Source organism: Gelidibacter sediminis (assembly GCF_004364975.1).
Taxonomy (GTDB): domain Bacteria; phylum Bacteroidota; class Bacteroidia; order Flavobacteriales; family Flavobacteriaceae; genus Gelidibacter; species Gelidibacter sediminis.
Window position 1 is genome coordinate 25,650 of record NZ_SOBW01000011.1, and the last position, 26,695, is coordinate 52,344.

22 protein-coding genes are annotated in these 26,695 nt (G+C 35.0%); 15 read left to right on the forward strand and 7 right to left on the reverse strand.

Annotated features, from left to right (window positions below; all coding sequences use genetic code 11):
- Positions 1-4: 4 nt before the first annotated feature.
- The 6 genes from BXY82_RS14840 (at position 5) to BXY82_RS14865 (ending at position 5,144) form a co-directional block, all read left to right on the forward strand.
- A complete protein-coding gene (locus BXY82_RS14840) occupies positions 5-358 on the forward strand; it encodes a hypothetical protein (RefSeq protein ID WP_133759022.1) in 354 nt (117 codons plus the stop codon).
- A 419-nt stretch (positions 359-777) separates the two neighbouring features.
- Entirely contained in the window at positions 778-2,112 is a 1,335-nt protein-coding gene (locus BXY82_RS14845; protein WP_133759023.1) for a phage integrase SAM-like domain-containing protein, read from the forward strand.
- 189 nt (positions 2,113-2,301) lie between these two features.
- A complete protein-coding gene (locus tag BXY82_RS14850; protein WP_133759024.1) occupies positions 2,302-3,138 on the forward strand; it encodes an RteC domain-containing protein in 837 nt (278 codons plus the stop codon).
- Positions 3,139-3,457: 319 nt separating this feature from the next.
- Positions 3,458-3,742 (forward strand): helix-turn-helix domain-containing protein, encoded by a 285-nt coding sequence (locus tag BXY82_RS14855; protein ID WP_133759025.1) that lies wholly within the window; start codon positions 3,458-3,460, stop codon positions 3,740-3,742.
- Positions 3,743-3,745: 3 nt separating this feature from the next.
- Positions 3,746-4,498 (forward strand): hypothetical protein, encoded by a 753-nt coding sequence (locus BXY82_RS14860; RefSeq protein ID WP_092132155.1) that lies wholly within the window; start codon positions 3,746-3,748, stop codon positions 4,496-4,498.
- Positions 4,482-5,144 (forward strand): P-loop NTPase family protein, encoded by a 663-nt coding sequence (locus tag BXY82_RS14865; protein ID WP_133759026.1) that lies wholly within the window; start codon positions 4,482-4,484, stop codon positions 5,142-5,144. Before BXY82_RS14860 ends, BXY82_RS14865 begins: the two co-directional genes overlap by 17 nt.
- Before the next feature lie 6 nt (positions 5,145-5,150).
- Here the strand turns inward: BXY82_RS14865 and BXY82_RS14870 are convergent, their stop codons facing one another.
- From BXY82_RS14870 to BXY82_RS14885, 4 genes are all read right to left on the reverse strand, one after another.
- Positions 5,151-5,945, reverse strand: coding sequence for a cation transporter (locus BXY82_RS14870; protein WP_166643317.1), 795 nt, complete (start codon positions 5,943-5,945; stop codon positions 5,151-5,153).
- Between the two features lies 1 nt (position 5,946).
- On the reverse strand, positions 5,947-8,130 hold the full coding sequence (locus tag BXY82_RS14875) for a TonB-dependent receptor (protein ID WP_133759027.1): 2,184 nt from the start codon (positions 8,128-8,130) through the stop codon (positions 5,947-5,949).
- Between the two features lie 66 nt (positions 8,131-8,196).
- Entirely contained in the window at positions 8,197-8,607 is a 411-nt protein-coding gene (locus BXY82_RS14880) for a Fur family transcriptional regulator (protein ID WP_133759028.1), read from the reverse strand.
- Between the two features lie 182 nt (positions 8,608-8,789).
- Positions 8,790-9,413, reverse strand: coding sequence for an N-acetylmuramoyl-L-alanine amidase family protein (locus tag BXY82_RS14885; protein ID WP_092132143.1), 624 nt, complete (start codon positions 9,411-9,413; stop codon positions 8,790-8,792).
- Positions 9,414-9,602: 189 nt separating this feature from the next.
- Between BXY82_RS14885 and BXY82_RS14890 the strand changes: the two genes are divergently transcribed.
- Genes BXY82_RS14890 through BXY82_RS14930 form a run of 9 tightly spaced genes read left to right on the forward strand, consistent with a single transcriptional unit; the run spans position 9,603 to position 16,746 of the window.
- Positions 9,603-9,890 (forward strand): hypothetical protein, encoded by a 288-nt coding sequence (locus BXY82_RS14890; protein ID WP_008610937.1) that lies wholly within the window; start codon positions 9,603-9,605, stop codon positions 9,888-9,890.
- Positions 9,891-10,175 carry a hypothetical protein gene (locus BXY82_RS14895; protein WP_092132140.1) on the forward strand — a complete coding sequence of 95 codons (285 nt, stop codon included), beginning with the start codon at positions 9,891-9,893 and terminating at the stop codon, positions 10,173-10,175. It begins immediately after the preceding gene.
- Complete coding sequence (locus BXY82_RS14900) at positions 10,162-12,564, forward strand: TraG family conjugative transposon ATPase (RefSeq protein WP_133759029.1); 2,403 nt, start codon at positions 10,162-10,164, stop codon at positions 12,562-12,564. The genes BXY82_RS14895 and BXY82_RS14900 overlap by 14 nt, the downstream gene beginning before the upstream one ends.
- 4 nt (positions 12,565-12,568) lie before the next feature.
- On the forward strand, positions 12,569-13,150 hold the full coding sequence (locus tag BXY82_RS14905; RefSeq protein WP_116769712.1) for a conjugal transfer protein: 582 nt from the start codon (positions 12,569-12,571) through the stop codon (positions 13,148-13,150).
- A gap of 2 nt (positions 13,151-13,152) precedes the next feature.
- Positions 13,153-13,995 (forward strand): hypothetical protein, encoded by an 843-nt coding sequence (locus tag BXY82_RS14910; protein ID WP_092132131.1) that lies wholly within the window; start codon positions 13,153-13,155, stop codon positions 13,993-13,995.
- An 11-nt stretch (positions 13,996-14,006) separates the two neighbouring features.
- Positions 14,007-14,621, forward strand: a complete 615-nt coding sequence (locus tag BXY82_RS14915) for a conjugal transfer protein TraK (protein WP_092132436.1) — start codon at positions 14,007-14,009, stop codon at positions 14,619-14,621.
- Positions 14,611-15,540 carry a conjugative transposon protein TraM gene (gene traM / locus BXY82_RS14920; protein ID WP_092132128.1) on the forward strand — a complete coding sequence of 310 codons (930 nt, stop codon included), beginning with the start codon at positions 14,611-14,613 and terminating at the stop codon, positions 15,538-15,540. Before BXY82_RS14915 ends, traM begins: the two co-directional genes overlap by 11 nt.
- Positions 15,537-16,367, forward strand: coding sequence for a DUF4138 domain-containing protein (locus tag BXY82_RS14925; protein WP_133759030.1), 831 nt, complete (start codon positions 15,537-15,539; stop codon positions 16,365-16,367). Before traM ends, BXY82_RS14925 begins: the two co-directional genes overlap by 4 nt.
- Before the next feature lie 7 nt (positions 16,368-16,374).
- Positions 16,375-16,746: a hypothetical protein gene (locus tag BXY82_RS14930; protein WP_133759031.1), complete on the forward strand. Its 372-nt coding sequence runs from the start codon at positions 16,375-16,377 to the stop codon at positions 16,744-16,746.
- Between the two features lie 8 nt (positions 16,747-16,754).
- On the opposite strand, the gene BXY82_RS14935 is transcribed toward BXY82_RS14930, so the two are convergent.
- The 3 genes from BXY82_RS14935 to BXY82_RS14945 form a co-directional block, all read right to left on the reverse strand.
- Positions 16,755-18,125 (reverse strand): RNA-binding domain-containing protein, encoded by a 1,371-nt coding sequence (locus tag BXY82_RS14935; RefSeq protein WP_092132122.1) that lies wholly within the window; start codon positions 18,123-18,125, stop codon positions 16,755-16,757.
- Between the two features lie 175 nt (positions 18,126-18,300).
- The gene (locus BXY82_RS14940) at positions 18,301-20,379 is read right to left on the reverse strand and encodes a UvrD-helicase domain-containing protein (protein WP_133759032.1); all 2,079 of its coding nucleotides are present in this window, start codon (positions 20,377-20,379) and stop codon (positions 18,301-18,303) included.
- Position 20,380: 1 nt separating this feature from the next.
- On the reverse strand, positions 20,381-26,695 hold the full coding sequence (locus BXY82_RS14945; RefSeq protein WP_133759033.1) for a DEAD/DEAH box helicase: 6,315 nt from the start codon (positions 26,693-26,695) through the stop codon (positions 20,381-20,383).

Genomic DNA, 26,695 nt, shown 5'->3' on the forward strand with positions numbered 1-26,695 from the left:
AATTATGCATGATGATTATTCCAAAAACGAAATTGATTACATACGCCGCTATGAAGCTGCAGGATTTACAGACCAATATCGCATTATTGAAGATGAATTAGAGAATGTAGATTCAAAAAAACGATATGCACCCCAAGATGTCACAATTTTGAAGGAACATCGCTATGAGGGTATCAGTAATCCTTCAGATATGTCACTTTTATACGTTATACAAACTAATGATGGCAGCAAGGGAACAATGTTAGCTAGTTATGGCTCAGATGGCAACAATTCCATTCATGAATTCATGAACGCTATTCCGGAAAGTAATGTCAAAGATGATTTCATGCTTCCGCCAGATGCAAAAGATCACAAATAGCACATCCGTCAAAGCTCATATAATTTTCTGCCATAATTAGCACCAACTAGGCTTACAAAATAGAGAGATTACAGTCAGTCTTATGGGTAGTGGGACAAATATAATACTCAATTGAAAGCGCACCTGTTTCTATTTGACTATTCAATAAATGTTCAAGCAACATTTCAATGCTCCATAAAAAAAGCCATAATCTAAAGATTATGGCTTTTCACCTTAGTAGCGGGAACTGGACTCGAACCAGTGACCTTCGGGTTATGAGCTTAGTCCGTACAACAACTAACAAAACTTAAAACTACTTAAAATCAATGATTTACATAATTTTAATAAAATTTATCATCAATTATAGGCATCCGATACCAAATTATTCTGTACTTATTCTGTACTAGTTTTTGTATCTTTATCATTGCAAAAAGTAAGTTATGGCTAATATAAAAATTGTTCTTCGTAAAAATATGATTAAAAAGGATGGTACAATTCCATTGGCCATAAGAATAAGTGCAAATTATAAGACTAATTATAAGTGGCTTGGTCAATACGTTCTTGCAAAGGATTGGGATAAAGTTGCTGGACAAGCAAAAAGAAGTCATCCAAATTATAAAATGCTAAATAATTTTTTACTTAAAAAATTAACAGAAGCCAACGATGTTTATTTAAATAACCAAGATGAAAATATTACTCCAAAACAGGTCAAACAAAAACTGAAAGGTCCAGGCGGCTCTAAATCGTTTTTTGCAGTTGCGGCTCAACGGATAAAAACAAAATATGACCGTAAAGTTTTTTCAGTAGCCAAATCAGAGCTTTCTATTTTATACAACATTGAAGAGTTTTTAAATCTCAAAACTTCCTTAACTAAAAAAGATGTTATCGAAGGTATTGGAAAACGAAGAAGAGATAGAGTTGGTAAGGCTAGAAAGTCGGAATATTCCTTTATTGATGGAATTGAACATTTCCAAAAGAAAAAAGATTTGAAGTTTCAAGATATTAATCAGGCTTTTCTAGAACGCTATAAAACCTTTTGTTCCGCTTATCTAAATCAGAAAACTAGAACAATTTCAAATCAATTAATTTTTATCAGAACACTATTCAATGTTGCCATTAAAGATGGTGTGGTTTCTGCAAAGTATTACCCTTTTGCTGGTGACAAAGAAAAAATTAGATTAGGAACTAGTAATAAGATAGGTCTAACTATCGAAGAGGTCGAAAAAATTGAATTATTGAAATTAGAACCTTATTCTTCGATTTGGCATACGCATAATGTATGGTTGATTTCCTTTTATTTTGCTGGTATTCGTATTTCAGATGTTGTAAAATTAAAATGGTCTGATTTTAAGGATGATAGGCTGTATTACGTTATGAATAAGAACGAGAAGCCTTTAAGCCTTAAAGTTCCCGAAAAAGCGAAAGCTATTCTAGATTTTTACAAAATGAACAGAAAAAATAATGGTGGATATATCTTTCCTTTTTTAAATGAAGTCCGGCCAAATGATGATGAAGATTTTTTTACTAAGACTAGAAATGCTACTAAACTCTTCAATAAATATTTAATTAGAATCGCTGCCCAATGTGATATTGACAAAAGCTTATCTAATCATATTGCGCGTCACACTTTCGGAAATATTGCAGGGGATAAAATCCACCCATTAATGTTACAGAAGCTTTACAGACATAGCGACTTAAAAACTACTTTAAACTATCAAGCAAACTTTATTCATAGAGATGCTGATGATGCTTTGGATAGTGTAATTAGTTTTTAATCTGAGTTTTACCATTTACAAAACACTTCGCAAGTACCAACTTTTAAGAAATTTTAAGAAAGGCATAATTTTTGCAGCTTTCCAGTAAAAAAACTGTCTATAGAACGTCAACTACATAATTCTTTGTAATTACCTTATCTAATATCGACCCTACTATTAACAGTTACTAACTCTGTAATTAGGTATGGTATGAAATTACATTTACTCGCACAAAACCTAGAAAAACAATTATTAGAAATTGAAGAAAATTCAGAGACAATTATGCAACGCTCAAAGCATTCTATAATAGTCTGCACGAAACTTTTAGGTCAATTTAAAAAGGAAATTATTAACAAAGGTTTCGCCTCTATCTCGGATGAGATTTATTTTTTTAAGCACACAAAACAAATCCCATTAAGGCATCTTATCTATTTTTCTGAAATTCGTTCCTTTGAAATTCAATTCCCAAAAACAGACAAGGAATCACAACGCAAATTCATTAGAAGAAAGATGCAGAAAGTCAATCGTTTCTTTAGCTACAATTTGGACTTCACGCAATATGCTGATTCAAACCATACTCATTTTGATAAAGAATATTATACACGAGAATATTTGGGTTCTTACATTATAGCTACATCTAAATTCTATTTCCAAGACCCTGAATTTTGTACACCAAGAGATATGCTTCTTGGTAAATACAGAGCCTATGATTTGCTCGCAACTTATTTAGATGAGAAAAAATTTAAAATTCGCAACGGTTTAAATGGTAAATTTAAATCCATTAAACCGATTGAAAAAATACATTGGCCATTTTCAAATACAGAATACGTTGAACTTTTGTATGCGCTCTGTGCAAAAGGATTGGGAAAACAAGATAACCAAAGCATAATGCAAGTTTCCAGAAAATTGCAACAGCTATTTGATCTTGAACCAAAAGATATCTACAAAACCTATCACGACATCAAAAACAGGAAGAATAGCCGAACGCTTTTTCTTGACGAACTCTCTACATCTCTACTCATAGAAATGGATAAAAGTGAAGAATAAAACCATTATTTATCTATTCGATTCCTAATTCTCAAGCTTTTTAAAAAAGACCGTACTACGGTTGACCTACGGTAATTAATTTTTGCATCAGTTTTTTATAAAATCTAATGTGATTTGAAGGTGTAGGTTTGCAAAAACACCCTCAAAATCTATCAAAACAAAGCAAATCTCAAGATGTTAAATTTTGACCGTACTACGGTCGAACTGGGGAATAAAATCCAATAAACCTATTCAAATTTGTAGAACGAAAGTCAAATCAAGTCAGGGGCTATCAAATTAATTGTAAATCAATAGTCCCTTTCTTTAAAACCGTTTTATTATGCCAGCAACTATTATTACTTCAGACGACCTTCGAGAATTCAAAATGGAATTACTCGATGATATCAAAAATCTCTTATCCAAACAGGGAAATGGAAAACTTAAAAAATATCTCAAATCTTCTGAGGTTATGGAATTACTTCAAGTAAGTCCTGGAACACTTCAAAATCTTCGCATCAATGGCACCTTGCCATACACTAAAGTTGGTGGTATCATTTATTACGATACCGAGGAAATTCAAAAAGTTATGGATGCCAACCGTGTGCACCACGGTCTAAACTCTTAAGCGATGAACTATATAAAGCTACTTAATGCGGCTTTTGAGAAGTTCTATTTTGATGACCGCCTTAATCCAACGCATATCAGCCTGTATATGGCGCTGTTCCAAGAATGGAACAGTTGCCGCTTTATGGATGAATTCTACGTTAATCGCAGGGATTTGATGCGTTGTGCCAAAATAGGCTCTAAGTCCACATATCATAGATGTATAGTCGAGTTAGATTCTTGGCAATACCTCTCTTATTTCCCTTCCAACAATCCCTACAAAGGCAGCAAAATTAAGATGGCCATTATTGGGACAAGTGATGAACCGGTTGTGGGACAGTACCATCCCGAATTAGAACAGCTTGCGGAACAGTACCATCCCAGAGGTGTACCGCTTGAGGGACACCACCATCCCACAAATGGACAAGCTGTGGACTTGCACCGTCCCATAGGTGGACAAGCATTGGTATCTGAAACAAACAATAACAAACAAGAAAACTATATAAAACAGCCAAAGGGCTGGCAGGCCGTTTTTATTTTTTTTGAAGAAAAAGGTTTTGATGCTGATGAAGCAAAAAAATTCTATGAGCATTACCAAACCCGAAATTGGCAAACAAGCGATGGAAAAGATATTCGAGATTGGCGCGCCGTAGCCATCAACTGGATGGACAGAACTGAAATATTCGACGAGGAAAACAAACCAAACAAAAAACAACCGTCCCAAATCAAGGACAACTTGCGAACCACTAAAAACAAAGATTATGGACAACCCCTCTAAAATTACCGAAGGTGGCGTGGAATATTCGCTGGGAAAATTTGACGGTAAAAGCGTCCTCTACGACTTTCCCAAAATATTGATATACCTGAATGCCAAGGGAAAACTTTCATTTGGCGAAAAGTTCAGGATTTATGATGAGGATAAGGATATTTTGCTGAAGCTCTGTTCCTACTTCATCAAGGATAAAGACAACTGTAAAACCTATGGAATTGATATTGACAAAGGAATTTTGCTTTCTGGACCTGTTGGATGCGGAAAGACCAGCTTAATGAAATTACTGCGTCATTTGGTTCCTTTGCAACGTCCTTATGAAATGATTCCTTGCCGGAATGTAACTTTCAGTTTTAATCACTTGGGTTTTAAAACAGTTGAGGAATACGGTAACACAAAATTCTATTGTTTTGATGATTTGGGCGTGGAACCATCTGGCAGATTCTATGGAAAGGATTTGAATGTGATGGGCGAAGTGCTTTTATCTCGATACGAGCTCTACCTACAAACCAAACATAAAATCAAGACCCACGCCACCACAAATCTAAACGCTGAAGAACTAGAAGAGCGTTACGGTAATCGCGTTCGTAGCCGAATGCGTGAACTTTTTAATTTGATTGCTTTTGACACAAAGGCTGGCGATAAGCGGAAGTAAGATAAATTACTTGCTCAATTTTAAAATGCGAAATGCACCTTGAATTACCAATACAAAAACGATTGTTCCGATAATCAAATCAGGTTTACTCGAACTCAACCAATTTACCAAAAGTCCAGCGATTATTACTCCTAAATTGATAATCACATCATTTGAGGTGAAAATCATACTTGCTTTCATATGTGCCTCTTCTTTGCTCTTTGACTTTTGCAAAATGTAAAGACAAATTCCATTTGCAATAAGTGCAAAAATCGAAACGATAATCATTGTCGAAAAATCGGGAAGTTTCTCGTCTCCAAAAAATCGCCTTATAACTTCCACAAATCCGATAATAGCAAGTGTTATTTGAAAATATCCAGCAAGTTTTGCAATCCGCTTTTTCTTAATCAACGTTCCGCCAACCGCAAACAAGCTAATTCCGTAAACGAAACTGTCGGCAAGCATATCCAAACTATCGGCAACAAGTCCCATTGATTTTGAGATAATTCCTGTTGTCATTTCGATAATGAAAAAGACAAAATTTATGACAAGTACAGACCAAAGTAGCTTTTTCTGGTTTGCATTTTCTTTAAATTCTGTTTGGTCGGTTTGTTCCGTTGAGATTTTCTTTCCGCCTAAATTCAAATCGATAACTGACTTTTCGATTTGGTCAATTTCTCCGCTGTGAAAAACGGTCAATTTTCGGTTCGGAATATCAAAGTCCAAATTCGCAATACTTTGAATTTCGTCCAATTTCATTCGGATTAGATTTTCCTCGGAAGGACAGTCCATCTTACTGATTTGAAATACCGTTTTGTTGATTTTAGTCGTCATCTTCGTTTCCAAAAGGTTTAATAATTACTCCTACGCTAAAAATAAATCCGTCTGTTGGTGCATAAATTTCGGGAAATACTGGATTGTCGTGTGGTGGCAAAACCAAAGGTGAAAACCTGCTTTGTCTTCTGTCCGTAAAGTTTTCAAAATTCGTGAAAATTGTTCCCCATTTAAAATTACGCATCGCCACAAAACCCATCGTAACAAAATCTGTGGTTTCTGTGCCATTAGACAAAAATTGTTTTCCTGTGTAAAAAGTTTCGTAACCTATTCGCCATTTTTCAGATTCGTACATCAACACACTTCCTGCATTGTGTTTTGCGGTTAAAGGCTTTTGAGGATTTCCAGCCAAATAGTTCAATTTAGTGTCTATAAGAGCGTAATTTAAAAACCATCTAAAATCTTTATAAGTAAACTTTATGTTGGTCTCTAATCCTTTACTCAAAATTTCATCGGTTGCATTTTCAAATGCAAACAAACCGTTATTCGTACTATTCAATAGTAAACCGTTGTTAATTGCTGTTACATAAAAAAGCTGATTAATAGAAAAACCTACAGTTTCAAATAACCTCGTTTGGTAGTTGACATCAAAATTAACACCATAAGACCGTTCTGCCTTAAGTGCTGATTTATCTATGGCGAGAACATTTTCAAAGTTTATAAATTCAGCCTCTTCGGTAAAAATATCTGGTATTTTGTAACCTAATCCGCCACCAATTCTGCTTGAAAATCCGCTGTCGTTTTTATAAAGTAATGAAACTTTTGGAAGTGGAAAAAAGCCAAAATCAGTATTGTAATCGGCTCGCAATCCAGTTTCTAAAATCCAATTATCTGAAATATCGTAAATGTTGTTTACAAATGTTCCATACGTAACATCTGTTTGGTCACGTTGTAATTGTGAATTATCATTTTCATCGAAATTTGATGTGTACAAATTTGCACCCAAAATCCAATCGGTTTTTTTAGATGCCTTTTGATAGTTAATTTCCGTAAATGTATTGGTTTGTTTACCGTCAAAACTGAAATCGGGAATAGACAATTTTCTATCGAAAAATGAGATGCTATTTTTGATGTTTAATGAACTCACGGAATCTATCTTTGTTTCATAAACCGCTTGACTGCTCAACCTTTTAGAAATATTTTCTTCTGTATATTGATGAATTCCATTTTCGCCACTTTCAATTTTTGTTATGTCGCCACCAATTCTGTCGTCATACGTTCCATTTAGTCCAATCCAAAATGTTGTTTTCTCGGATGGATAATAAAAAAACTTGGGGTTGAATGATATAGAAGTAGTTTGTGGCAAATTACTAAAACCATCATCTTCTGGGTCGTACACTTTTTGGTAATGACCAGAACCGTATAGAGAAATCCCAACTTTTTCGTTCCGTTTACTGTAAAATACATTCGCTGTACTTCCCAAAGCTTGTGTTTGGGTTAACATAATATCCAATGCAGGTTCTTCGTCAGGTGTTTTTGAAACCATATTTATCAAACCTGCAATAGCTCCACCACCATATAGTGTTGATGAACTTCCTTTAATTATTTCAAATTGTTGCAAGTCTAAAGGTGGAATTTGTAAAATACTCAAACCGCTGGAAAATCCACCATACAAAGGAAATCCATCTCTCAAAAGTTGTGTGTATCGTCCATCGAGTCCTTGAATTCTAATGTTGGTGTTACCACTACTTAACGAGGTTTGTTGCATTTGTATTCCTGTACTTTCTCGAAGCACCATTGAAATATTGGTCGGATTCATTACTGCTTTTTCGCTTAATTCTTCCGCTCCAATAAATTCAATTCTCGTAGGTATTTTTCTAACAGTTCGCGTACTTCTTGAAGATTGAATAACGACTTCATCCAATTCATTTCCTCCCGATTCAAGTTTGAAAGAAAAGATTTTTTTTGTACCAATTTCAATAGTTGTTTCTATGGTTTTGAAACCTACGTATGAAATTTTGATAATATGGTTTCCGTCTGGAATTTCTGTAAAGTTTGCGATTCCGTCAAAATTGGTAACTGCTCCTTTTTCAAGTTCCTCAAAATAAATGGTTGCTCCAAGTAGTGGCTCGTTGGTTTCTGAATCAGTAATCAAAATAGAAATATCGCTGTTCTGTGCGAAAGAAATAAATGATAATGCGAAAAAAAGTAAAGTTAAAAATGTTTTTGTCATCTGCGTATTCTGTTTTTGAGAATAGTGCAAATGTAAATTCCTTTTAGTGCAACTCGATTGCAAAGATTATTTGTTGCAATTGTCGCATAACCCTTTTACGACCATATTTGCCTGTTGCAGTTTGAAGTTTTTGGGCAGTTCTAATTTTGGAACTGGAAGGTCAAAAAGGCAAAATGTTTTGTTGCAGTTGGAACAGTAAAAGTGATAATGCAAATCTTTTGGGTCGCAGTTACAACCTTCTGCACAAACTGCGTATTTTGTCATTCCTGAACCATCTTCGATGCTGTGAATAATCTTGTTTTCCTCAAATGTCTTTAGTGTCCGAAAAATAGAACTTCTGTCTGTGTAGGCTAATGCGTTTTCAATATCTTTTAAAGATTGGGCTTTTTCTTGGTTCAAAAGGTGACGTAAAACCACAGTTCTAACTGCGGTATTTTTTACCTTTTTTATTTTTAGGATTTCTTCTTCGGTTTGCATTTTCCTAATGTATCATTTTTTTTGAGATTTCTTAAAAATGAAAAGCCTTTTTCATAATCCAACGAGCTTTTAGTGTTTCCAAAGCCCAGTAACTAATATTTTAATCTCTAATAAAGTTTTTAAGAGTATATTCTTTATACTCTTTATCACTTCCGTAAACATTTCTTTCATAATCTCATTTTTTATAATTTCTTTAAAATTGATAGCGCAATGGCGAGCACATTTTCTTTTCTCATTAAATACTGAGCTTCATCTACATTACTTAAAAAACCCAATTCCATTAGTATCGCAGGACAATACTCTGTCGTTTCCCTCAGCACCTGAAAGTTTGCAAACTTCACACCTCTACTTTCATAGCCTATTGTTTTACAAAGGGCTCTTTCAATTTTATAGCCTGCAAATACCGATTCCTTCGAGAACCTTTCTTGTTTTCTCAAAGCATAAACCTCTATTCCTTTCGCATTTGGATTATCCGAATGATTGCAATGCAAGGACACAAATAAATTAGCTTTTAGAACTTTGGACAGCTTGGTTCTGTCAGATAAAGAAATGAGCGTATCACTATACCTGGTCAAATAAATATCGAGTGGTTTTTCCAAGTTGTTATTTAACCTCAAAATTTCATTTGCAATGGACAAAACCACATCCTTTTCTTGGATGCCGTTTATGCCAATTGCGCCAGCATCTTTTCCACCGTGTCCAACGTCAATTACAATTCGTTTTTGAGCAGTCATTTCCTGTCCAAAAATGATGCACATTTTTAGAAGCAAAATCACAAAACTGACGTTTTTAAGCACTTTTTTCATTTTCAATTTTCGGGTTATCAACAATTTCCATTCAAAATTCCATAGAATTTGATGCTAATTAATAGCAAACAAATTCAATTGATTTCAAATAATATTTTATTCACAAATATTTGATTTTCAGTTATTTATATTCAAATATATGTAAATTTCCAATAACGAAAATGAACTAAAAATTTAAACTTTTCCGTTATGAAAAAATCACACTATTTAGCATCCATTCTTTCGCTCTTATCCACTTCGCTTTTTGCTCAAATTGGTGGCATTGAAGATTCAGTTAATGATGTTGGCGACACTATCCGAACTATTTTTCCAATACTACTCGGTGTAATCTTCCTTGTAGGTTTCCTGTTCAACGCAGGACATTTTTTTGGGGAAAATGCAGATTTAAAAAAGGGGATTACCCGAGTTTTAGTATTTGTATTGATTGCAGGTGCAGTAGTAGGAATCTTTACTTACCTAATAGGAATCGTAGTATAAATGAAACGGTTCGAGGTCTATAAAAACATCAGGAAAAGGGCAGTCATTTTTGGGTTGCCCATTTCCCTGTTTGCCTTGATGATGGTTTCTATTTTGGCTTCGTTGCTCATCATCATCTTCTCATTCAGCTTTGTGATGATAATTGGTGTGCTGGTCTTTAATGCTTCCCTATATGTGGCGCTGACAAGAATAGCCCACAATCCGCAACTATTCCAAATGGCAAAAGCATTTCCGCAAATCATTAGTAACAAAAGAAACTCTGGCTTCGATTATGAACAAGATTAACCTTTCGGCATATCAACCCATTGTAGATATTCAGGACAATATCGTATTTGCCAATAATGGCAACGTAGTCTTGTGCTATAAAGGGAATTTACCGGAAATCTATTCGCTTTCAGAAAAGGATTTTGAAGATATGCACGGTGCTTGGTTTCAGGCATTAAAGTCTTTGCCTGTTGGTACTGTGGTTCATAAACAGGATATCTACCTCAAAAAATCATATACTTCAGAACAACTTCCGAATACAACCTTTCTTGAAAAGGCTACACACAAGCATTTTAAAGGTCGTGGGCATATCGAGCACAGCTGTTATTTGTTCATCATCCTGACCAAGAATAAGGCTCTAAACAATCCTAAATATGTCAATCCCTTCAGAAAAGTTTCAAAGGGAATCGTACAGGAACTGGATGACAATATTAAGAGTTTCGCCAACTCGGTAAGCGATTCGGTTTCCTTCATCAACAATAGCCGAAAGATGGATTTTGTTTCGCTTAAAGCCGAAGAAATACAGCAACTGACAAACAGTTACTTCAACGGTTTTAATGAAGGCTATGATACCGATATTTTACTGGACAAAAAAAGCGTCAATATTGGCGAAAACCATTTTGATGCCCTTGCCATCAATAGCGAACTGTGCTTTGGCGAAAGTGTACAGAGTAGCAAAACCAATGAGAAATTCACTTCTGACGATTTTGTGTTTCATCAAGGGTTTATTGATGGCTTAGGGCTTACGCTTAATGAGAACCACATTGTCAACCAGATTTTGTATTTGGATAACAAACAGAAGTGGCGAAAGCTACTGGATAAAAAGATTGAAGAACTCAATAAAAGTTCAAATTTCGGTTCACAGAATAAAGTGGTTTTAGGGAAAATCCAGCACATTCTTGACCAAATCAATGCCGATGATAATGCACGAATCATCCGTGGGCATTTGAATATTGTCTATTGGGCAAAGGAAGCTAAAGAGCTCGACAAAATAACTTCAAAAATAAAGACCGAATTTAAGGAATTGGATATCATACCATACTATCCAAGAGGCGAAGAACGCAAGAATTACATCCTTAATAGTTACTGCTGTTTCTCTTCCAATTTCTCAAACAACGATTTATATGTAACCGATTTAAAACACGCGCTTTGTCTCTTTATAAATAACACCAATTACAAAAGTGATAACACCGGAATCATATTTAATGACCGTGAGCATAACATTCCTGTTCTAAAAGATGTTTGGGATGAAAATAAGAAACGAATAAAGGCACGAAACTTCGCCATTTTTGCACCAACAGGCGAAGGAAAATCTTTTTTGGCCAATAACATTCTACGCCAATATTTTGAAAGTGGCGTTCGTTTGGTCATTATTGACTTGGGTGGTTCATACACCAAATTCGCCAAACTCTATCCTGAGAAATATACGGTGCTTCGCTATGAAAGTGGAAAGAACCTTGGTATCAATCCATTTTACATAAGTGATACAAATGACCTTACACCCGAACGATTGGAAGACTTGTCGGTTTTCTTATTTGAACTTTTTGCCTCAGATTTAAAAGTTACGAAAGCTCAATCTGTATCGGTTAAAAAGATACTTCGGCATTATTATGATAGCATTTTAGAAAATCACTCGCTGGATGGTTTTTACAGTTTTATAGAAAAGAGCCAAGAAAATCTACTTGACACTCTTAAAATCCATCCCGACTACTTCAATGTTACGAGCTTCTTGCACGTAATGTCAGAATATGTCGGCGATGGTCTATATAGTTTCCTATTTGAAGTAAGCGAAGACCAGACCTATAAGATTGAAGACAAACGTTTGATAGTTTTTGAACTGGATGAAGTCAAGGACAATAAGGAAATCCTGTCTGTGATGCTCAAGCTCATCAAGTCAGCCATCCAAAGAACGATTTGGAAAAACAGGGCAGAAAAAGGCATTATCCTTTTCGATGAGTTTGCCAAACAACTGAAGTTTGAAAACGTATTGGAAAGCGTCGAGTTCTACTACCAAGCCATCCGTAAACAGAACGGTGCGATAGGGATAATTCTTCAGTCGATAAATCAACTTCCTAACAATTCAACTTCAGCAAGTATTCTTGAAAACACGCAGGTCATTTATAGCTTAAACAACGAAAAAGGCTATGACGAATTGGTCAAAAGACTCAACCTTTCCAGCCACGACCTAAATCAATTAAAATCCATCAAAAACAATCTTTCTGGTCCACGCAAATACACCGAAATGTTCATCAAAATTGGTAGGGAAAGTAACATTTTCCGCCTCGAAGTTCCGAAGGAAGTATATGCAGCTTACTTGACCGATGGACAGGAAAATGAAGAAATAATGAAGCTCTACAACGAGTATAACGATATGCAAAAAGCAATAATTCAATTCACATCTAAAACATAATATTATGAAGACAAAAATCAAAATTTTAGTAATGACCGTAGCTCTGACCTTGTTTATGTCAGGTAATGCTACCGCCCAAGGAATGCCCACTTATGACAATACCAATTTTATCAGTTTGGTAAAACAACTGTTGGAATCAGGTAAACAGACCGCTCAAATGATTAAGTCTGTAAAATTCCTAAAGGATGCTAAAGAAGCCATCGAGCAAGTATCAAGCGTAGTTCAACAACTCAACGCTGTCCAAGAAATTGCAGACAATAATCAGCGCCTTATCAATGTAATGCAAAATGATTTACAGGATATTTTAAACTCGCCCTACATCAAACCCGATGAAGTTTCAAGAGTTATGGAATCATTCGATGCAATAGTCCAAAACTCATTAGAAACGGTAGATTTTATTGATGAAGTTTTATCCAGCGATTACCTAAAAATGAGCGATGCCGAACGCGCCGAAATACTCAAAGTTAAAGAGCAAGAATCGAAACAAATGGTTTCTACCATTACCACTAAAACAAAACGGTATCGAGATATTATTTCTTTCAGAAAAATGCAGGATAAAGTAAATAACCGAGAAACAGATTACTAAAAATGACCGCAACTATACTTTTAGGGATTGGGTTGGAATACATCGATGCGGTGTTCCAGACCATACAGAGCAGCAACTTCTCGCAATACACTATTGCCGGAATGAAAACGCTCGCTGTCCTATTTTTTCTGGTTAACATCCTGAAAAAGTACAACGAAGGTGTTGCGGATAAAGATGGTTATACTTGGGGATTGAGCCCAGGGGACTTGATGAAGAATTTTGCCATTGTCATATTAGTAATTTTCTCAACGCAGGTGTTAGGGTTCTTTGATGGGATATTGGTGGCCATCGAGGGGCAGTATAGGGGCACAGCACCTGCGTTATTACCATTACAAATGCAGGACATTCCTTTAGAGGAAGACGTAAGTCTTTTTGATGCTGCAAGCTCAGCAATGACCCTTTTATACGAAGCTTTAGTAACACCATTGTATGGGTTTAAGATATTGGCATTTATTCTAAGCACTATACTTTGGATTCTTGACCTATTCATTTATCCGTTGTTTTTGGCAGAGCGTTTTTTCCTTTTGGGGATAATGCAAGCGTTCTTCCCTTTGGTCATTAGCCTTGCAGTATTTGAAAAATTCCGTTCACTTGCTTATACATTCTTCAAGTTGTATGCTGCTGTATATATGTTAGTGCCGGCATTCTTTTTAGTCAATGTATTTGTTAACGCTATTTATACGGAAATCAACACCAATTTTTGGGTCAACTTATTTGGTACCGATACAGGTCAAGGTTTTTTTGCGCCTGTTGTTCAATTGGGTTCTGTTGCATTTATTGTTTTCCTGAAATTCAAATTGTACAAACGAGCTACATCCTTTACTCTTAGATTATTTACCAGCTAATTCAAATGAAAATGAAAACACCTTACAAAAACATATACAACGTCCTGAAAATGAATCGATTTATCGTACTGGCAGTTGTCATTTTTGCAATGCTTTCCAGCACTTTTTCACTTTGGATGGCATTTACAACTAATAAAAATGCGCTCAATAGTGCATTTGCAATAAATACAGATGGTAGCATTATTCCGCTGAAGCTCGTAACTCAAAAAGAGAATTTTAGAGTCGAAGCTCTGGCACATTTAGAACTGTTCCACAACTACTTCTATAACATCGATGCCAGTAACTATGAAAGGAATTTGGAAAAAGCACTTTGGTTAGGAAATAGTTCTGTGGACAATCTTTACCGTCAGAAGAAAGCTGATGGCGTTTATAACCGATTGCTTCAGTATTCATTGGTTCAAAAAGTATTGAGTATTGACTCAAGGATAAACGAAAATAATGGCTCATATAGTTTTACAACCACCACCATTTTTGAAATTAACAGAGGTTCAATAATTGACACCTACGAATTGGTTTCAACAGGAAACCTGATTATGGTTGACCGAAACTTTCCCAACAATCCGCACGGACTTCTAATTACAAATTACTTCGAGAACACTTTAAAAAAACTAAACGATGAAAGTTGAAAAGAATAAAATAGTATTCGCTGCCGTATTGGCTGTGATTTTCATATTCCTGATTTCCTATTCTGTAATGGTATTAGGCGATGATGATACTGAAACTGAAAACCTAAAACAGACCTTAGTGCCTGATTTAGAGGAAAACCAAAAAGAATACGACTCTAAACTGGATGCTATAAATGACTTAAAGAAAGTTCGTGAAAATAACGCGCCCAGCATCTATGATGAAAAGCTCATTGATTCCTTGGGATTCTACGACCCAGATTTACCAGAACGCGAAAAAGAGCGTATTGTAGATAGCATCTATGAAGCTGGCAAAATTCAATATACATCGAAACGATACCAAAACTTAGGACAGAAAAGAACTGTTCGCAAAGCGGTATCAAAAATTGATTCTACTGAAGTAAAAAGAGAACAAAAAATTGAAGCCAAAGAATTAGGCTTAGAACATCAATTGTTCTTTGCCGCATCGCCAAAACCCAACGAGTTTTCAATCATCGGTAATACTGATGAAACAATTTACGTAGTAGTAGATGGCGACCAAATAGTCAAAGCGAATACCAGATTACGAATGCGCCTTACCAAAACAGCTACCATTAATGGTAAGCTGATGCCAAAGAACACACCTATTTTCGGTTTTATAAGCTTTCAACCTAATCGTGCGCTCATTGAAATTGAAAACATAAAGCACCATCCTACAAAACTCAAAGCTTTTGATTTATCTGATGGTAGTGAAGGTATTTACGTACAGAACAATTTTCGGGCAGAAGCCACCACCGAAGTCTTGGACGATATTATTGGCGATATCAACATTCCTACCGTACCACAAGTTGGTGGTATATCCAAAGTACTCAGACGTAACAACCGAAACGTAAAAGTTACGGTATTGAATAATTATAAATTAATTCTAAAACCTAAATTATGAGAGCAACAATTTTAATATTTGCGATACTGATTTCCGCTTTCGCGAAAGCGCAAACAACTACAGTTCTCGATACCATATATGCCAACGACACCAAAAACGTTGCATTATTCTTCCCTGAACCTATTCGGCAAGGAATAACCGGTTCAGATAATTTTGTATTTACCTACAATCGTGAAAAAGAACAGTATTTTGGACTTCTTCAGGCAAAGCCTGGGAAGGAAAGTAATCTGTTGGTAGTCAATAGAAATGGTTCAATTTTTTCGTATATTGTAAGATATAAAAAACAGCTATCTAAGCTCAATTATTTCATTCCGCTATCAAGTAGTATCGGAAATGAGAAACCAATTAAGGTCGATTCGATTCTTGCTGAATCTTCTGAAGAACGTGTAGATAATAGAACGTATTACTATCAAAAATTCTGCTCGTATCTTCTTAACAGAAACCAGCGTATCGGTCGGATTAAGAAGCGAACGCAAGGCATTGTCTTGACTGTTGAAAATGTTGTTTTTGATAAGGAAGAACTCTACTTCGTTATCCAGATTGAGAATAATTCTACTTTGGATTACGATTTGAATTTCTTAAACCTTTCGATTGAAACAAGACAAAAAGGGAAAAGAAAATCGTTGCAACGCCTGTATCAAGAACCAACGTACAAACACAATCTGCCTTCAAAAATTGCAGAAAGTGAAACTGTGCGCTTCGTTTATGTATTGCCCAAATTTTCATTATCTAATGACCGTAGGGCGATTTTAGAATTGAATGAAAAGGATGGCGAACGAAACATTGAACTGAAAATATCACATAGATATATCAATAACCCAAATTAAGAATATTATGAAAAAAATTGTCGTTTTCTCGCTCGTACTGCTGTTCCTTTCTTGTGCCGATTCTGATACTAAAATTTCGGGACCAAGTGCCACAGCCCAAATCGTCATCGAAAGCTTTTATGAAAAAGATGAGGAAGCTTTAAAAGCCAACTCAACACCACAGGCATATTCTAATTATATGAATACTATAAATATGTTCAATGCGACGGTAAAGGATGATTCAAACTTTACAGTTTTGCAGGATACGATAATGGGTGACGTGGCTTGGGTAAAATATACTACAGCCTATGATAAGACACCGGGTCTTTTTAAACTGGTTAAGCAAAATGGCAAATGGTTGGCGGATACGAGAGGCTCAAAGGATAAATCGCCTTTTTAAAAGGATACTTACTGATTTTTTTCGAGATTAATTTCCCAATAACCTTGTGTGCCACCGTGGCGTTTTATAAACCCTTTGGTTTTGAGCGCATTAATATGTTTGCCCACAGGGGATTCATTGATGCCTAAAGCTTCAGCTATTTCAGTATAAGTAATAGTAGTATTGGTTGCAATTAGTTTAAGTACTTCTTTTTGTCTTTTAGTAAGTATATCTATAGCATCTATTGCACCACCTGTTACACCACCCATTGCACCACCTGTTACACCACCTTTTTGACGATCTTCTCTAATAGTAGATTCATCAGCAACTTCTTTAGCAATAAAAGTCATTCTAAGAAAGTTATCGGAAAAACTAAAACTCTCTTTTCCATAGTGTTCTAAAATACGAGGGATGCCAGAACCTAATTGTTCAACCAGTTCTAAATCTTTAAAAATTCGCATCAGTTCCTTATTTCGTGGAACTGAAAAGCCTTCAAAAAATTCTTGCTTGCTCAATCCTTCCGGAAGACCACCAGCTGATGTGATTTCGATTCTATCGGTAAAAATCTCAAACTTTGGGGTAATCTCATTGGTATAGTCATTATGCACAAACGCATTAATGATGGCTTCTCGCAAGGCGATGGGATGCCAAAGGTTGGCTTGTTGTCTTTCTTTTGATGTGATTTTTGTGGTTGTTCTGTTCTCGACCGCAATTTTATCTATCACTTGTTTAGTAGCCTTAACTAAACATTCGTGACCATATTCGTTGCTTTCTATTAAGTCTGTTCTGGTTATGCCTGAATATTTGGCGACTTTAATTGAAGTGTTATTTTTGTCTGCCAAAAGATAGCCGGCATAATTAAAAGTACCATCTTCCGTAAGTAGTTCCAAGTTCTTTGCAAAAGCTTTACCAAGGGTGTACCCAGATTCTTCGTAGTAAATTTTTAGCTGTCCGAAGCCTAAATCCTGCCGTCCTGCTTTAATCTTGCTGATGGAATTTCGGGTACGTTTAGCAAACAGCTCATCTATCATTTTTTGGGGCATCGGTTCAGCCGCTGAACCCAAGCGAATAAAACAACCCTTTTCGCTCATCCCGTATTTTTTAAGATGATATGGTTTTTCTGGACCGCTGGCCACTATGATTTTCAGAATGTTCTTGCCGTCCCTTTCCTCACTCACAATATCAAACAGACCAAGGGCGGAAGGGCGGATGTTGTTTTTTAACCTATCCTTAATCTTTAACTGGTCGCCATCAGCATCTGCCAATCCGTAAGTATTTCCATCCTTATCGATGCCGATATGAATAATGCCACCTTCACGGTAGTTCAAGAAAGCAATGACCTCTTTTTCGAGTCCATCGGACAATTCTCGTTTATATTCTATGCGGTTTGTTTCGGTCATTGTTTTATTGAAATCGGACAGTAAAGATAATGATATTAAATTGTGAGAATTGATATAAGCTGTTGCAATAAGATTACAGCTATACCCAATGCAGGAAAATGTTTGTTGAATTTATAACCTAAAAACCAACCTTTCGATTACTATAAGTGTGTATCATTTCCAACATAACAAATTATTATTTTATCCAATCCGATTTTTCACCAATGCCCGTAATGATTAGTGTTTGAATTGCTCTTGAAAACACTACATAGTAAAGTGATTTTTCTTGTTTTAGATATGCTCTTTTTTGAATATCCGAATAAGTGTCAAAATCTGGATGCTTAAACGGCACAAGGTCTTTACTAAAGCCTCTTACCAATAAATGCTTAAACTCGTGTCCTTTCAAATTATGAAACGTTGATACAACCACAGCTTCGCTCGGTCTTTTACTTGCTTTAATATCTGTATACTTCTGTTGAAATTCGTTTAGAAGAGTTTTGGTGTCATCAACAAGTTTATTGGTTCTACCGGCAATGCAAATATCACTAGGACTTACATTGTCGTTAATTAAAAGCTTTTGAATTTCTCCAATGATATAGGAATCTTCTTCCTCTGGATTAGAAAATGTTTGATATAAAGGGTCTGCACCGTGCATTAAACTTACGTAGCCTGCATTTGTCTCAGCTTCTCCATCAAAATCATCATAGACTTCATCAAAGAGAACACTTACAGCTTTCTTTTTGATTTCTTCTGTCGTACGATAATTGACTTTTAATTTCCTAGACCGTCTTCCTCTTATGTGTATTCCCGATTTAGAAAAGTTAATTCTCCTACCATAAATATTTTGAAATGGATCGCCAACTAAAAATAAATCGTTTGCTTTTTCTGTCACTAATAATCTTAACAAGGTCAATTCTAGATTGGAAAAATCTTGAATTTCGTCACAGATAATATAAGAAAATGGTTTGTCTTCTTTATCTCTATAATGAGCTATAAGTAAATTACAAAGTTCAAACTTTGTGAAATTGGCTTCTTTAGCTTTTTTAAACTCCTCACATAATTCCCATATTTGAGTTTTATCTTGACGACCTATTCTAACCGAACGACCTATTCTTGATGTCTTATAATATTCACTTAATGTATCAACCGAATTGGATAAAATAACATCATTATATTCTTCTTGTAGAAACCTTTCATCAAAGGTTGATGGATTATATTCAATAATCTCTTTCCATATTTCTAGTTCTTGAGAACTATTTATCATTCCAGATGATGATTCAATCACCTTTGAATTTTTAGAAATATCAAATATCAATTTGTCAATATTGCTTATTTCAATTTCACTTTCTGGAATATTAAACTTTTCTGTTACAGAGCTTAAATACTGGGTCAAACTTTTTGTATAGGTTGTAAACAATATTGGCTTATCAAAAGTTTCTAATTTTTGACTTAAATGTTTTGCTCTATGTAATGCGCATACTGTTTTACCTGTTCCAGCACTTCCAGTTACTTTTAATGGCCCTTTGAATTCTCCATAGGCTATTGATCGTTGAGATGGATGAAGAAAAAGTTTCCATTTTTCAAAATCTCCTGAAAGTATATTTTCTAAATCACTATCTTCAGTAAGCACATAAACACTCTTCTGAGCATTAGGACTTAGCTCTTCTGAATCTTGAACTTTACCAGCTTCTATCTCTTCTAATATATCTTCAATTGAAATGCCTTCAGATAAATAATAGAGGTATTCATATACATCTGTTGGGATATTTGAAGCATAGCTTTCTAAATGTTCTACGCATTCAATACTCCTTACAAGCTCTAATAAGTCGCTAGGTACTCCAATTTGAGTAAGTTCAGAATCTGTGTAGGTTTTAAATAGAACTGGTGAACTTTGAACCTTATCATTTGCAACTACTTTACGATCTTCCGTAGCTGGCTTATCATACATTTGAAAGGACTGTGTACTTGAATTCCATTCAAAGACTTTGTTTTGAGCCCAGTCCATCGCCTCGTCGTGATTATCCACCCAAAGCAAGTGATAACCGTTTCCTTCTTCTGGCGCTTGAATGATAGCACGATATTTTTGGTCAATTCTTACAGTTCTCAAAGACTGGTCTCTAAACGTACTTATCTTTTCGTAATTGATTGCACTAGACTTAGGGTCTTCCTTAAACTTTTTCATAAACTCCCTTGTCTTCTTTTGAATTTTTCTAGGAAGTGCTGAAAAAGCATCGAAAAAAGAATCGTGTATAAATAGTTTTATTGCGTGATTCATATTAATCTTCTAATTTAAAATTATCCGGACTATATACTTTGTATCCGTTCTTAATAAATGTTTGTTTTGATTCTTCATCAAATGGATTGATAACAATTTTCTTGGTATGTGTACCTAATTCTGCCGAGGCAATAATTATATCGCTTTCAATAAGATCAAAGTCATACTCAGTATTAAACTCAATATTATTTTTAAATAATACCCTAACAATATCGTGCAGAGATTCATCAAAATTCGAGAGAACTTCATTGCTTACCTCATTTTTAGGCACGACCACTTGTGGTTTAATTTCAGCATCTAATGACTCAACAGTTATATTGTGAAATTGTGTTAGATTATAAATTTTCCAAAATTTAATCCAATTTTCTTTTTCCCAAAACGGAACAATCTTGAATCCACCAAAAGCTTTTAACAGAAAATCTTGAGGGCGAATAAATACTCCAAATGTGGCTTCATCCTTAAACTTTATGCCATCAGCATAAACATAATTAGTAAGTCCTTGAGGTGCTTTTTCAATTTTAGAAACACTTCTATGAGTTAATATAGCTTCAGTATTATCGGGACTATAAAACATTCCCATCATTTTAGACTGTGAATTAAAGAGTGCCAAACTTGACCACATTTTTAAATCAATATTGGTTATTGGATTAATAATTAGATGGAAGAATCTAGTTATATTATTATTGAGAAATATGTCAGAAACGTCATAGCCTTTAAATGAAGGATGCTTTAGGAAAAACTTATCTTTAATGACTTTCTCATCTTGCTTTAATCCAAGAATATCTTTTTCGTTAAACATATTTTCAGAAAAATCTCCCCAAGTAAATGTCCATTGATTATACCTTCCAGAATCTATAATGTTATTCCTTATTGCCAAGTCAGAAGGAAATCTCGGGTGATTTTCACTTGCGTGGAATTCATATCCATCTAGGTAAATAGCAATAGATTTTAATTTTTCTATATCATCTAAAGACCTTTCTTTGTCATTAATTGAGATACGAACACAAGACATTACAAAATCCGGGCGCGTCTTTAACGTTACCCCTTGAAGGACTCTTCCTAAATTTTGAGGATATATTTTGTAAACAATTTCGTTATTTCCATAGACCAGTTTCAGTCTATAAATCTTAAGCCCTTTTTCATTATCTGGCTTAAAGGAAGATCCTTTGTATCGGTCTGATAATGTTTCTAATAATGTTACGAACTTCAGTTCTAAATCAGATTCTTCGTTGTTAGCAAATGTGCTTACGTTTTGTAGGCTCTCAATGCTATTCCATTCGTCTGCTTTTTCAATAATATCTGAAAATAATTCTTGAGCTTCAGACCTACTTAAAATTGTTCTTTCATATTGGTTTCCATAAGTATAAATACACCTATAGCAACCATCTTTACCCTCTTGTTTACAAGGACAAAAAGCAATTCTTTCATATGCTTTTTTAAGAATTTCTGTAAACACCTCGGTATCAAATAACTTGGATAAATAACCTGTACCTCCTGGTATTGTTTCATAGAAAACCAAATACTTGTCTTTTCTATTTGAAGCTTTGTTAAAGATCTCATTTTCTCTAATCAAAATATGGTCTGGTCTGCCTTTAAAATATTCTTTAAGCCCTAGTTGTAAACCCGCTTTAAATAAAGCGATTCTTTCCTCAGACCTAAATTCTTGAATAGGCAACAAAATAGATAATGCTTCTGTATTAAACTTTCTATACAAATAGATTTCATTAAATACGTCATCGATGGTATCGTCATAAATAGCTTCTCTATTCGAACAATATGGAAAGTGATATGCTCTTCGCCTATCGCTTAACTCCCTAGCTGATAAAGGTCTTTCCGTCGACTTGCCGCAGGTTTTACAAACCACAAAACCTACTTGAGGGTGTTTTTCACCGTTTATTTCAATTTCTCTTGTGCCAAAGAAACCTTCTTCTCTAATTCCTGTATTAATTTCTAAATACTCAACATCTTGAAAAAATTCTATTCCAAAAGGAACTCTCTTTAGTACGTGAGCTCCCTGAGAAGAAGATTGGTTAATTTTTATATGAACTGATTTTTGATAAAATTTTCGTTCTCTGTCATCTGAAGAATCTGTTATTTTAGAATCCTCCTTGTCATTAACAGACAAAACCCCTTGAAGTTTAACTAGTACTTTACGATTATTCAAACTAGACCAAGAGCCGTGACCACAAACAGGACATTGAGTTTGATGTTCTTCTTCAACATCAATCTCTTTCTTTACGTGGTCGCAATTACTACAAAAACGGTGTTCTTCATAATCTTCTTGAGATTTTATTTCTAAGCCTTCCGACTTTAATTTATAGCCTTGTGAGTAAAAAGTATTTGCAGGTGCAAGCTCGGTTAGCGCGGAAGAGCTAGGTCTTACTATCTCACTAAAATCTTCGTATTTATATTCTGTCTTACCATCAACTTGCTTTTTCCTTTTTATTTGAGCATTGAGGGTTACACCTGTCTCTGGAAAAGCATAATTTGGAAGTAAGCCTATATTTGTTAGATATTCTATGACATTTCGCCTATGAATATTATAAATAGCGCTTGATAAAGCTCGCTTTTCATTCTTTAAAATAATAGTTTCATTACCAGTTTCAGGCAAGCTTCTCAATCTTTTATTTACATCCTTCACTTTCTTTGCGTAATACTCTAGCTCTGCAAGTAAATCTTTATGAATTACAGTTAGACGATTTACTAATCTCCCTGAACTTAAGTCCTCGAATATTGATGACAAACTATTAGAATTTTCTCCTAATTGGTCTTTATATTGGTCAACAAATGCTTCATATAACTCCGTTTTATTTGATTCTATATAAGCTGCTATTTTTTGAAATAGAAAATTAGGGTCACCAGGCCTAAGTGATTTAACACTTAGCATTCTAACCAAGGGTGGGATTTTATTTTCTTCAGGGTCTAAGGTTGCCCAATTATCAAAGCAAAAGGCCATAAAATGTCTTTTCAGAATATCTTTCGCCTCTAAATAGCAAGCTGGTGTTTTAATTTCACCACTCATCATATCTTGAGGGTCTTGAAAATAATAGAGATCGTGTTCATCCCTTCCAGCTAGATTTAAGATCATAGATGTTCCACTAGATCTACCTGCACGTCCAATACGCTGTAAATAGTTTGCAGTTTCTGGTGGAAGTGATGAATTAAATGTCACATTTAAGTCTCCAATGTCAATACCCATTTCTAGCGTTGACGTTGCCACTAATACATTGGTGCTATTTTGCTTAGGTTGTTTTTTAAAATCGTACTCTAATTTTTCTCTTTCGTTTCTATCTATAAGCCCTGTATGGTCTTTTGCAAAAATTCTTAATGAGCGCCCTCTGTTATAGACCATTCTATAGTAATCTAGCTGAGATTTTTCAATAACTTCATAATGGCCATTACACCTATATTGAAGGCATTTCATATCGTTAACTAAATCTGCTCCATTAGAACCCGTATTTACTTTATGACCACATTTTACACAGCCAAAAAAGGTTACATCAGAACTTACATAAATGCTATCTTCTGCTAAACCATAATTAGTAACACCAGCTGCCACTCGTGTATCTAAGATTCTGTTTGAATCTAAATAGGCTAAAAGTTGTGCATAGAAATCATTAATTAGTTCTTTTTCTTCAGATACAATCGTTTGAAAGCACTTTTTAAAATAGGCACTAAACCAATTGTCCTTCGATGCTGCTTGTACCACATCAAAAGCTCTTGTATTTGGTCCACTTGTGAGTGCTAAAAACTTTGGCAATCTAGATGAAGGTCCAAAATTTTTCATTAAAAAGAATTGTTGATTTACATTTCCTCTATGCCCTATTAAATAAGAGTTTGTACGTTCTGTCCTGTACTTTTTCAAGTAGCGGTGATCTACACCTCCTTTTGTTCTCAACCTGTGTAAAAAGCCATTTAAAAACTTAAGGAAAGGCTCTTTATCAATAGCACTACCTAATTCATTTTCATCTAGCCAATACTTCATCTGGTCATAGACTTCTCCCATCAATCCACTATCAAAGTGAGTCGCTGAAGCTCCTGTTTTTTCGAGGGTACGACCAATGATTGCTCGATAAGAAAACTCAGCCCATATTTCCCAAGACATTCTATTCGAGAATTCTTGGTCAAAAACTGCACTAAATTTTCCGCTTTTATTTTGATAATCTGTTATTTCTAATCTTGCTTCGCAATCTGGTGGAAAGAATTTGTAATAATACGCTTCAAGATTTCCTTTGCCTTCATCATCTGAGTTTGTTCTCCAATACGCAATAAAGCGCTCATACACTTCAGATAATTTTACTGGTTCTTTTGAACCTTTCAGTATGGTTTGGATGGCGTGCCTCATTCCAAAACGAAAATTTCGATTTTCAATGAATCCCGCTTGATGGGCTGCATCTTGGACTCCATTAGTAAACGCCAACAGTTTTCTTTGACGGTCGTTGGTTGGGTCTGTAGCAGTTGCCAAAACTTGAGCTGTAGCAATAGATTCTAATGTTGGCACTCCTGTACCAATTAAAGCTAAGGTATTTCTTGAATTACAATGCGGACAAATCTTATCTACTCTATTACCGTCAACAATGCGAGTACCTAAAATTTTAAAATACTCCGGACTTTCATAATTATCGTAAATACTTAGAGAATGCGGATGTAAATATCCATCAATTTCATCGCCTGAATGACTGTAATCTGACGCATAGGTTTCTGTATACCCTTTATCTTGTAGGCTACTAATAAAATAAAGGTTCTTGTTTTGATTATTTGCTATTAAATGTTGACGAGTTCTTTTTAAGTCTTCTTCAAAATGAACATTTTGTTCTTTTTTAATTCCTATCCAACCACTACCGCCACATTCACGACAAAAGTATGGTGGCAATGATTTTGCCTTGTCATTTGGATTACTGTCACTTTCCCATTCAAAAACAGGACTAGGTTGAAGCTTGCGAACGATTTTGGAAAGACTGCGTAACCAATAGGTTATTTGTAAATAAAGAAACGGAAATTGCTTTTTACCCGACTGTTCCTTAGCATAGGTAATCAGCGACAATAACGAGCCAAATAATAATCTTACATTATCTGGTTCTAAGTCTACATCAATTTTGTCCTTCCATCTTATTAGTAGTGGTTTAATTTCAACCACTTTAGATTTTGAAATTTTAAGTAACTCAAAAAACCATTCGTTTTTCTTTAAAGCTATTCCTAACTCACTCGGGTTTAAATCCTCGTAATTCCAAAATTGTAGTTGTCGAGCTAAATAGGTTTCATAAGTATCGTTCTCTAAAAATGCACATTGTGCTATATTTTTAAGATTTACATTAGGGACTTCAAGAGTATCTGCAAAAAACTCATCAGGCTCTTGCCTTTGTTCTTCTATTACTGAGTCTATGGTTACTTTAACACCAAAAACTTTAGAAAAGAACTCAACTAATTCTTGTTTCCCTTCATCTCCTCCTGCTAATGTTGCAGAAGTTCCAACAGGGATAATTTGATCTTTTGGAAGTTTAAGTTTTAGTTTTAAGCGACGTATTAAGTTTGCTACATCCGAACCTTTTGCACCATCATAAGTGTGAAGCTCGTCTAAAACTATGAATTTTAGCAAGCTTGTATTCTTTAAATTATGATGCCATAAATTGTGAAATCTTGATTGCAATAAAGCAAAATCAAGCATCTTAAAGTTTGTCAATAGAATATCTGGTGGTGATTTTACAAGGGTATCTCTATCTTCTATGATATGATCTTCACCCATTCTTGTGTTACGCACACCATTTTTATCTTTTCCTTCACCAATAAATAAGCCTGCACGAATTTTTCCTTGTAAAACGTGTTTACCATCGGCATCTTCAAAATTGTTGATTTCTTCTGCAATTCTTCTCGCTTGATCCGTAGCCAATGCATTCATTGGATATAGAATTATTGCTTTTATCCCTGGCGTATCTCTATGCTGATAGCAATAATCCAATAAAGGGAATAAGAAACTTTCTGTTTTACCAGACCCTGTTCCGGTTGTTAGAATTACAGGTTCAGGATTATGCCCATTTCTGGTAGACAATTTAGCAAATGAAGCGAATTGGTGGTGGTAGGGGTCAAAGGGTGGTTTTACAAATAAGGATTTTTCAAAAATTTCTTTATCACTATCGGATGTGATTTTATCAAACGGTAGTCTAAGTTGCATATAGGGCCCTTTAAACATACCTCTCCTTTCATTCAAAAGAAAGGCCTCAAAAGACTGGTCTAATGCTGCATCTTCAAAATTGAAAGTAGATCTTAAGTAATCTACTACCGCACGTTTTATTTCATTTGCTTGTAGTAATGGTAGCAT

Bases quoted from the DNA above. Each gene is read 5' to 3' on its own strand.
- BXY82_RS14840 (WP_133759022.1), top strand. From the start codon at position 5: ATGCATGATGATTATTCCAAAAACGAAATTGATTACATACGCCGCTAT.
- BXY82_RS14845 (WP_133759023.1), top strand. From the start codon at position 778: ATGGCTAATATAAAAATTGTTCTTCGTAAAAATATGATTAAAAAGGAT.
- BXY82_RS14850 (WP_133759024.1), top strand. From the start codon at position 2,302: ATGAAATTACATTTACTCGCACAAAACCTAGAAAAACAATTATTAGAA.
- BXY82_RS14855 (WP_133759025.1), top strand. From the start codon at position 3,458: ATGCCAGCAACTATTATTACTTCAGACGACCTTCGAGAATTCAAAATG.
- BXY82_RS14860 (WP_092132155.1), top strand. From the start codon at position 3,746: ATGAACTATATAAAGCTACTTAATGCGGCTTTTGAGAAGTTCTATTTT.
- BXY82_RS14865 (WP_133759026.1), top strand. From the start codon at position 4,482: ATGGACAACCCCTCTAAAATTACCGAAGGTGGCGTGGAATATTCGCTG.
- BXY82_RS14875 (WP_133759027.1), bottom strand. From the start codon at position 8,130: ATGACAAAAACATTTTTAACTTTACTTTTTTTCGCATTATCATTTATT.
- BXY82_RS14880 (WP_133759028.1), bottom strand. From the start codon at position 8,607: ATGCAAACCGAAGAAGAAATCCTAAAAATAAAAAAGGTAAAAAATACC.
- BXY82_RS14885 (WP_092132143.1), bottom strand. From the start codon at position 9,413: ATGAAAAAAGTGCTTAAAAACGTCAGTTTTGTGATTTTGCTTCTAAAA.
- BXY82_RS14890 (WP_008610937.1), top strand. From the start codon at position 9,603: ATGAAAAAATCACACTATTTAGCATCCATTCTTTCGCTCTTATCCACT.
- BXY82_RS14895 (WP_092132140.1), top strand. From the start codon at position 9,891: ATGAAACGGTTCGAGGTCTATAAAAACATCAGGAAAAGGGCAGTCATT.
- BXY82_RS14900 (WP_133759029.1), top strand. From the start codon at position 10,162: ATGAACAAGATTAACCTTTCGGCATATCAACCCATTGTAGATATTCAG.
- BXY82_RS14905 (WP_116769712.1), top strand. From the start codon at position 12,569: ATGAAGACAAAAATCAAAATTTTAGTAATGACCGTAGCTCTGACCTTG.
- BXY82_RS14910 (WP_092132131.1), top strand. From the start codon at position 13,153: ATGACCGCAACTATACTTTTAGGGATTGGGTTGGAATACATCGATGCG.
- BXY82_RS14915 (WP_092132436.1), top strand. From the start codon at position 14,007: ATGAAAACACCTTACAAAAACATATACAACGTCCTGAAAATGAATCGA.
- traM (WP_092132128.1), top strand. From the start codon at position 14,611: ATGAAAGTTGAAAAGAATAAAATAGTATTCGCTGCCGTATTGGCTGTG.
- BXY82_RS14925 (WP_133759030.1), top strand. From the start codon at position 15,537: ATGAGAGCAACAATTTTAATATTTGCGATACTGATTTCCGCTTTCGCG.
- BXY82_RS14930 (WP_133759031.1), top strand. From the start codon at position 16,375: ATGAAAAAAATTGTCGTTTTCTCGCTCGTACTGCTGTTCCTTTCTTGT.
- BXY82_RS14935 (WP_092132122.1), bottom strand. From the start codon at position 18,125: ATGACCGAAACAAACCGCATAGAATATAAACGAGAATTGTCCGATGGA.
- BXY82_RS14940 (WP_133759032.1), bottom strand. From the start codon at position 20,379: ATGAATCACGCAATAAAACTATTTATACACGATTCTTTTTTCGATGCT.
- BXY82_RS14945 (WP_133759033.1), bottom strand. From the start codon at position 26,695: ATGCTACCATTACTACAAGCAAATGAAATAAAACGTGCGGTAGTAGAT.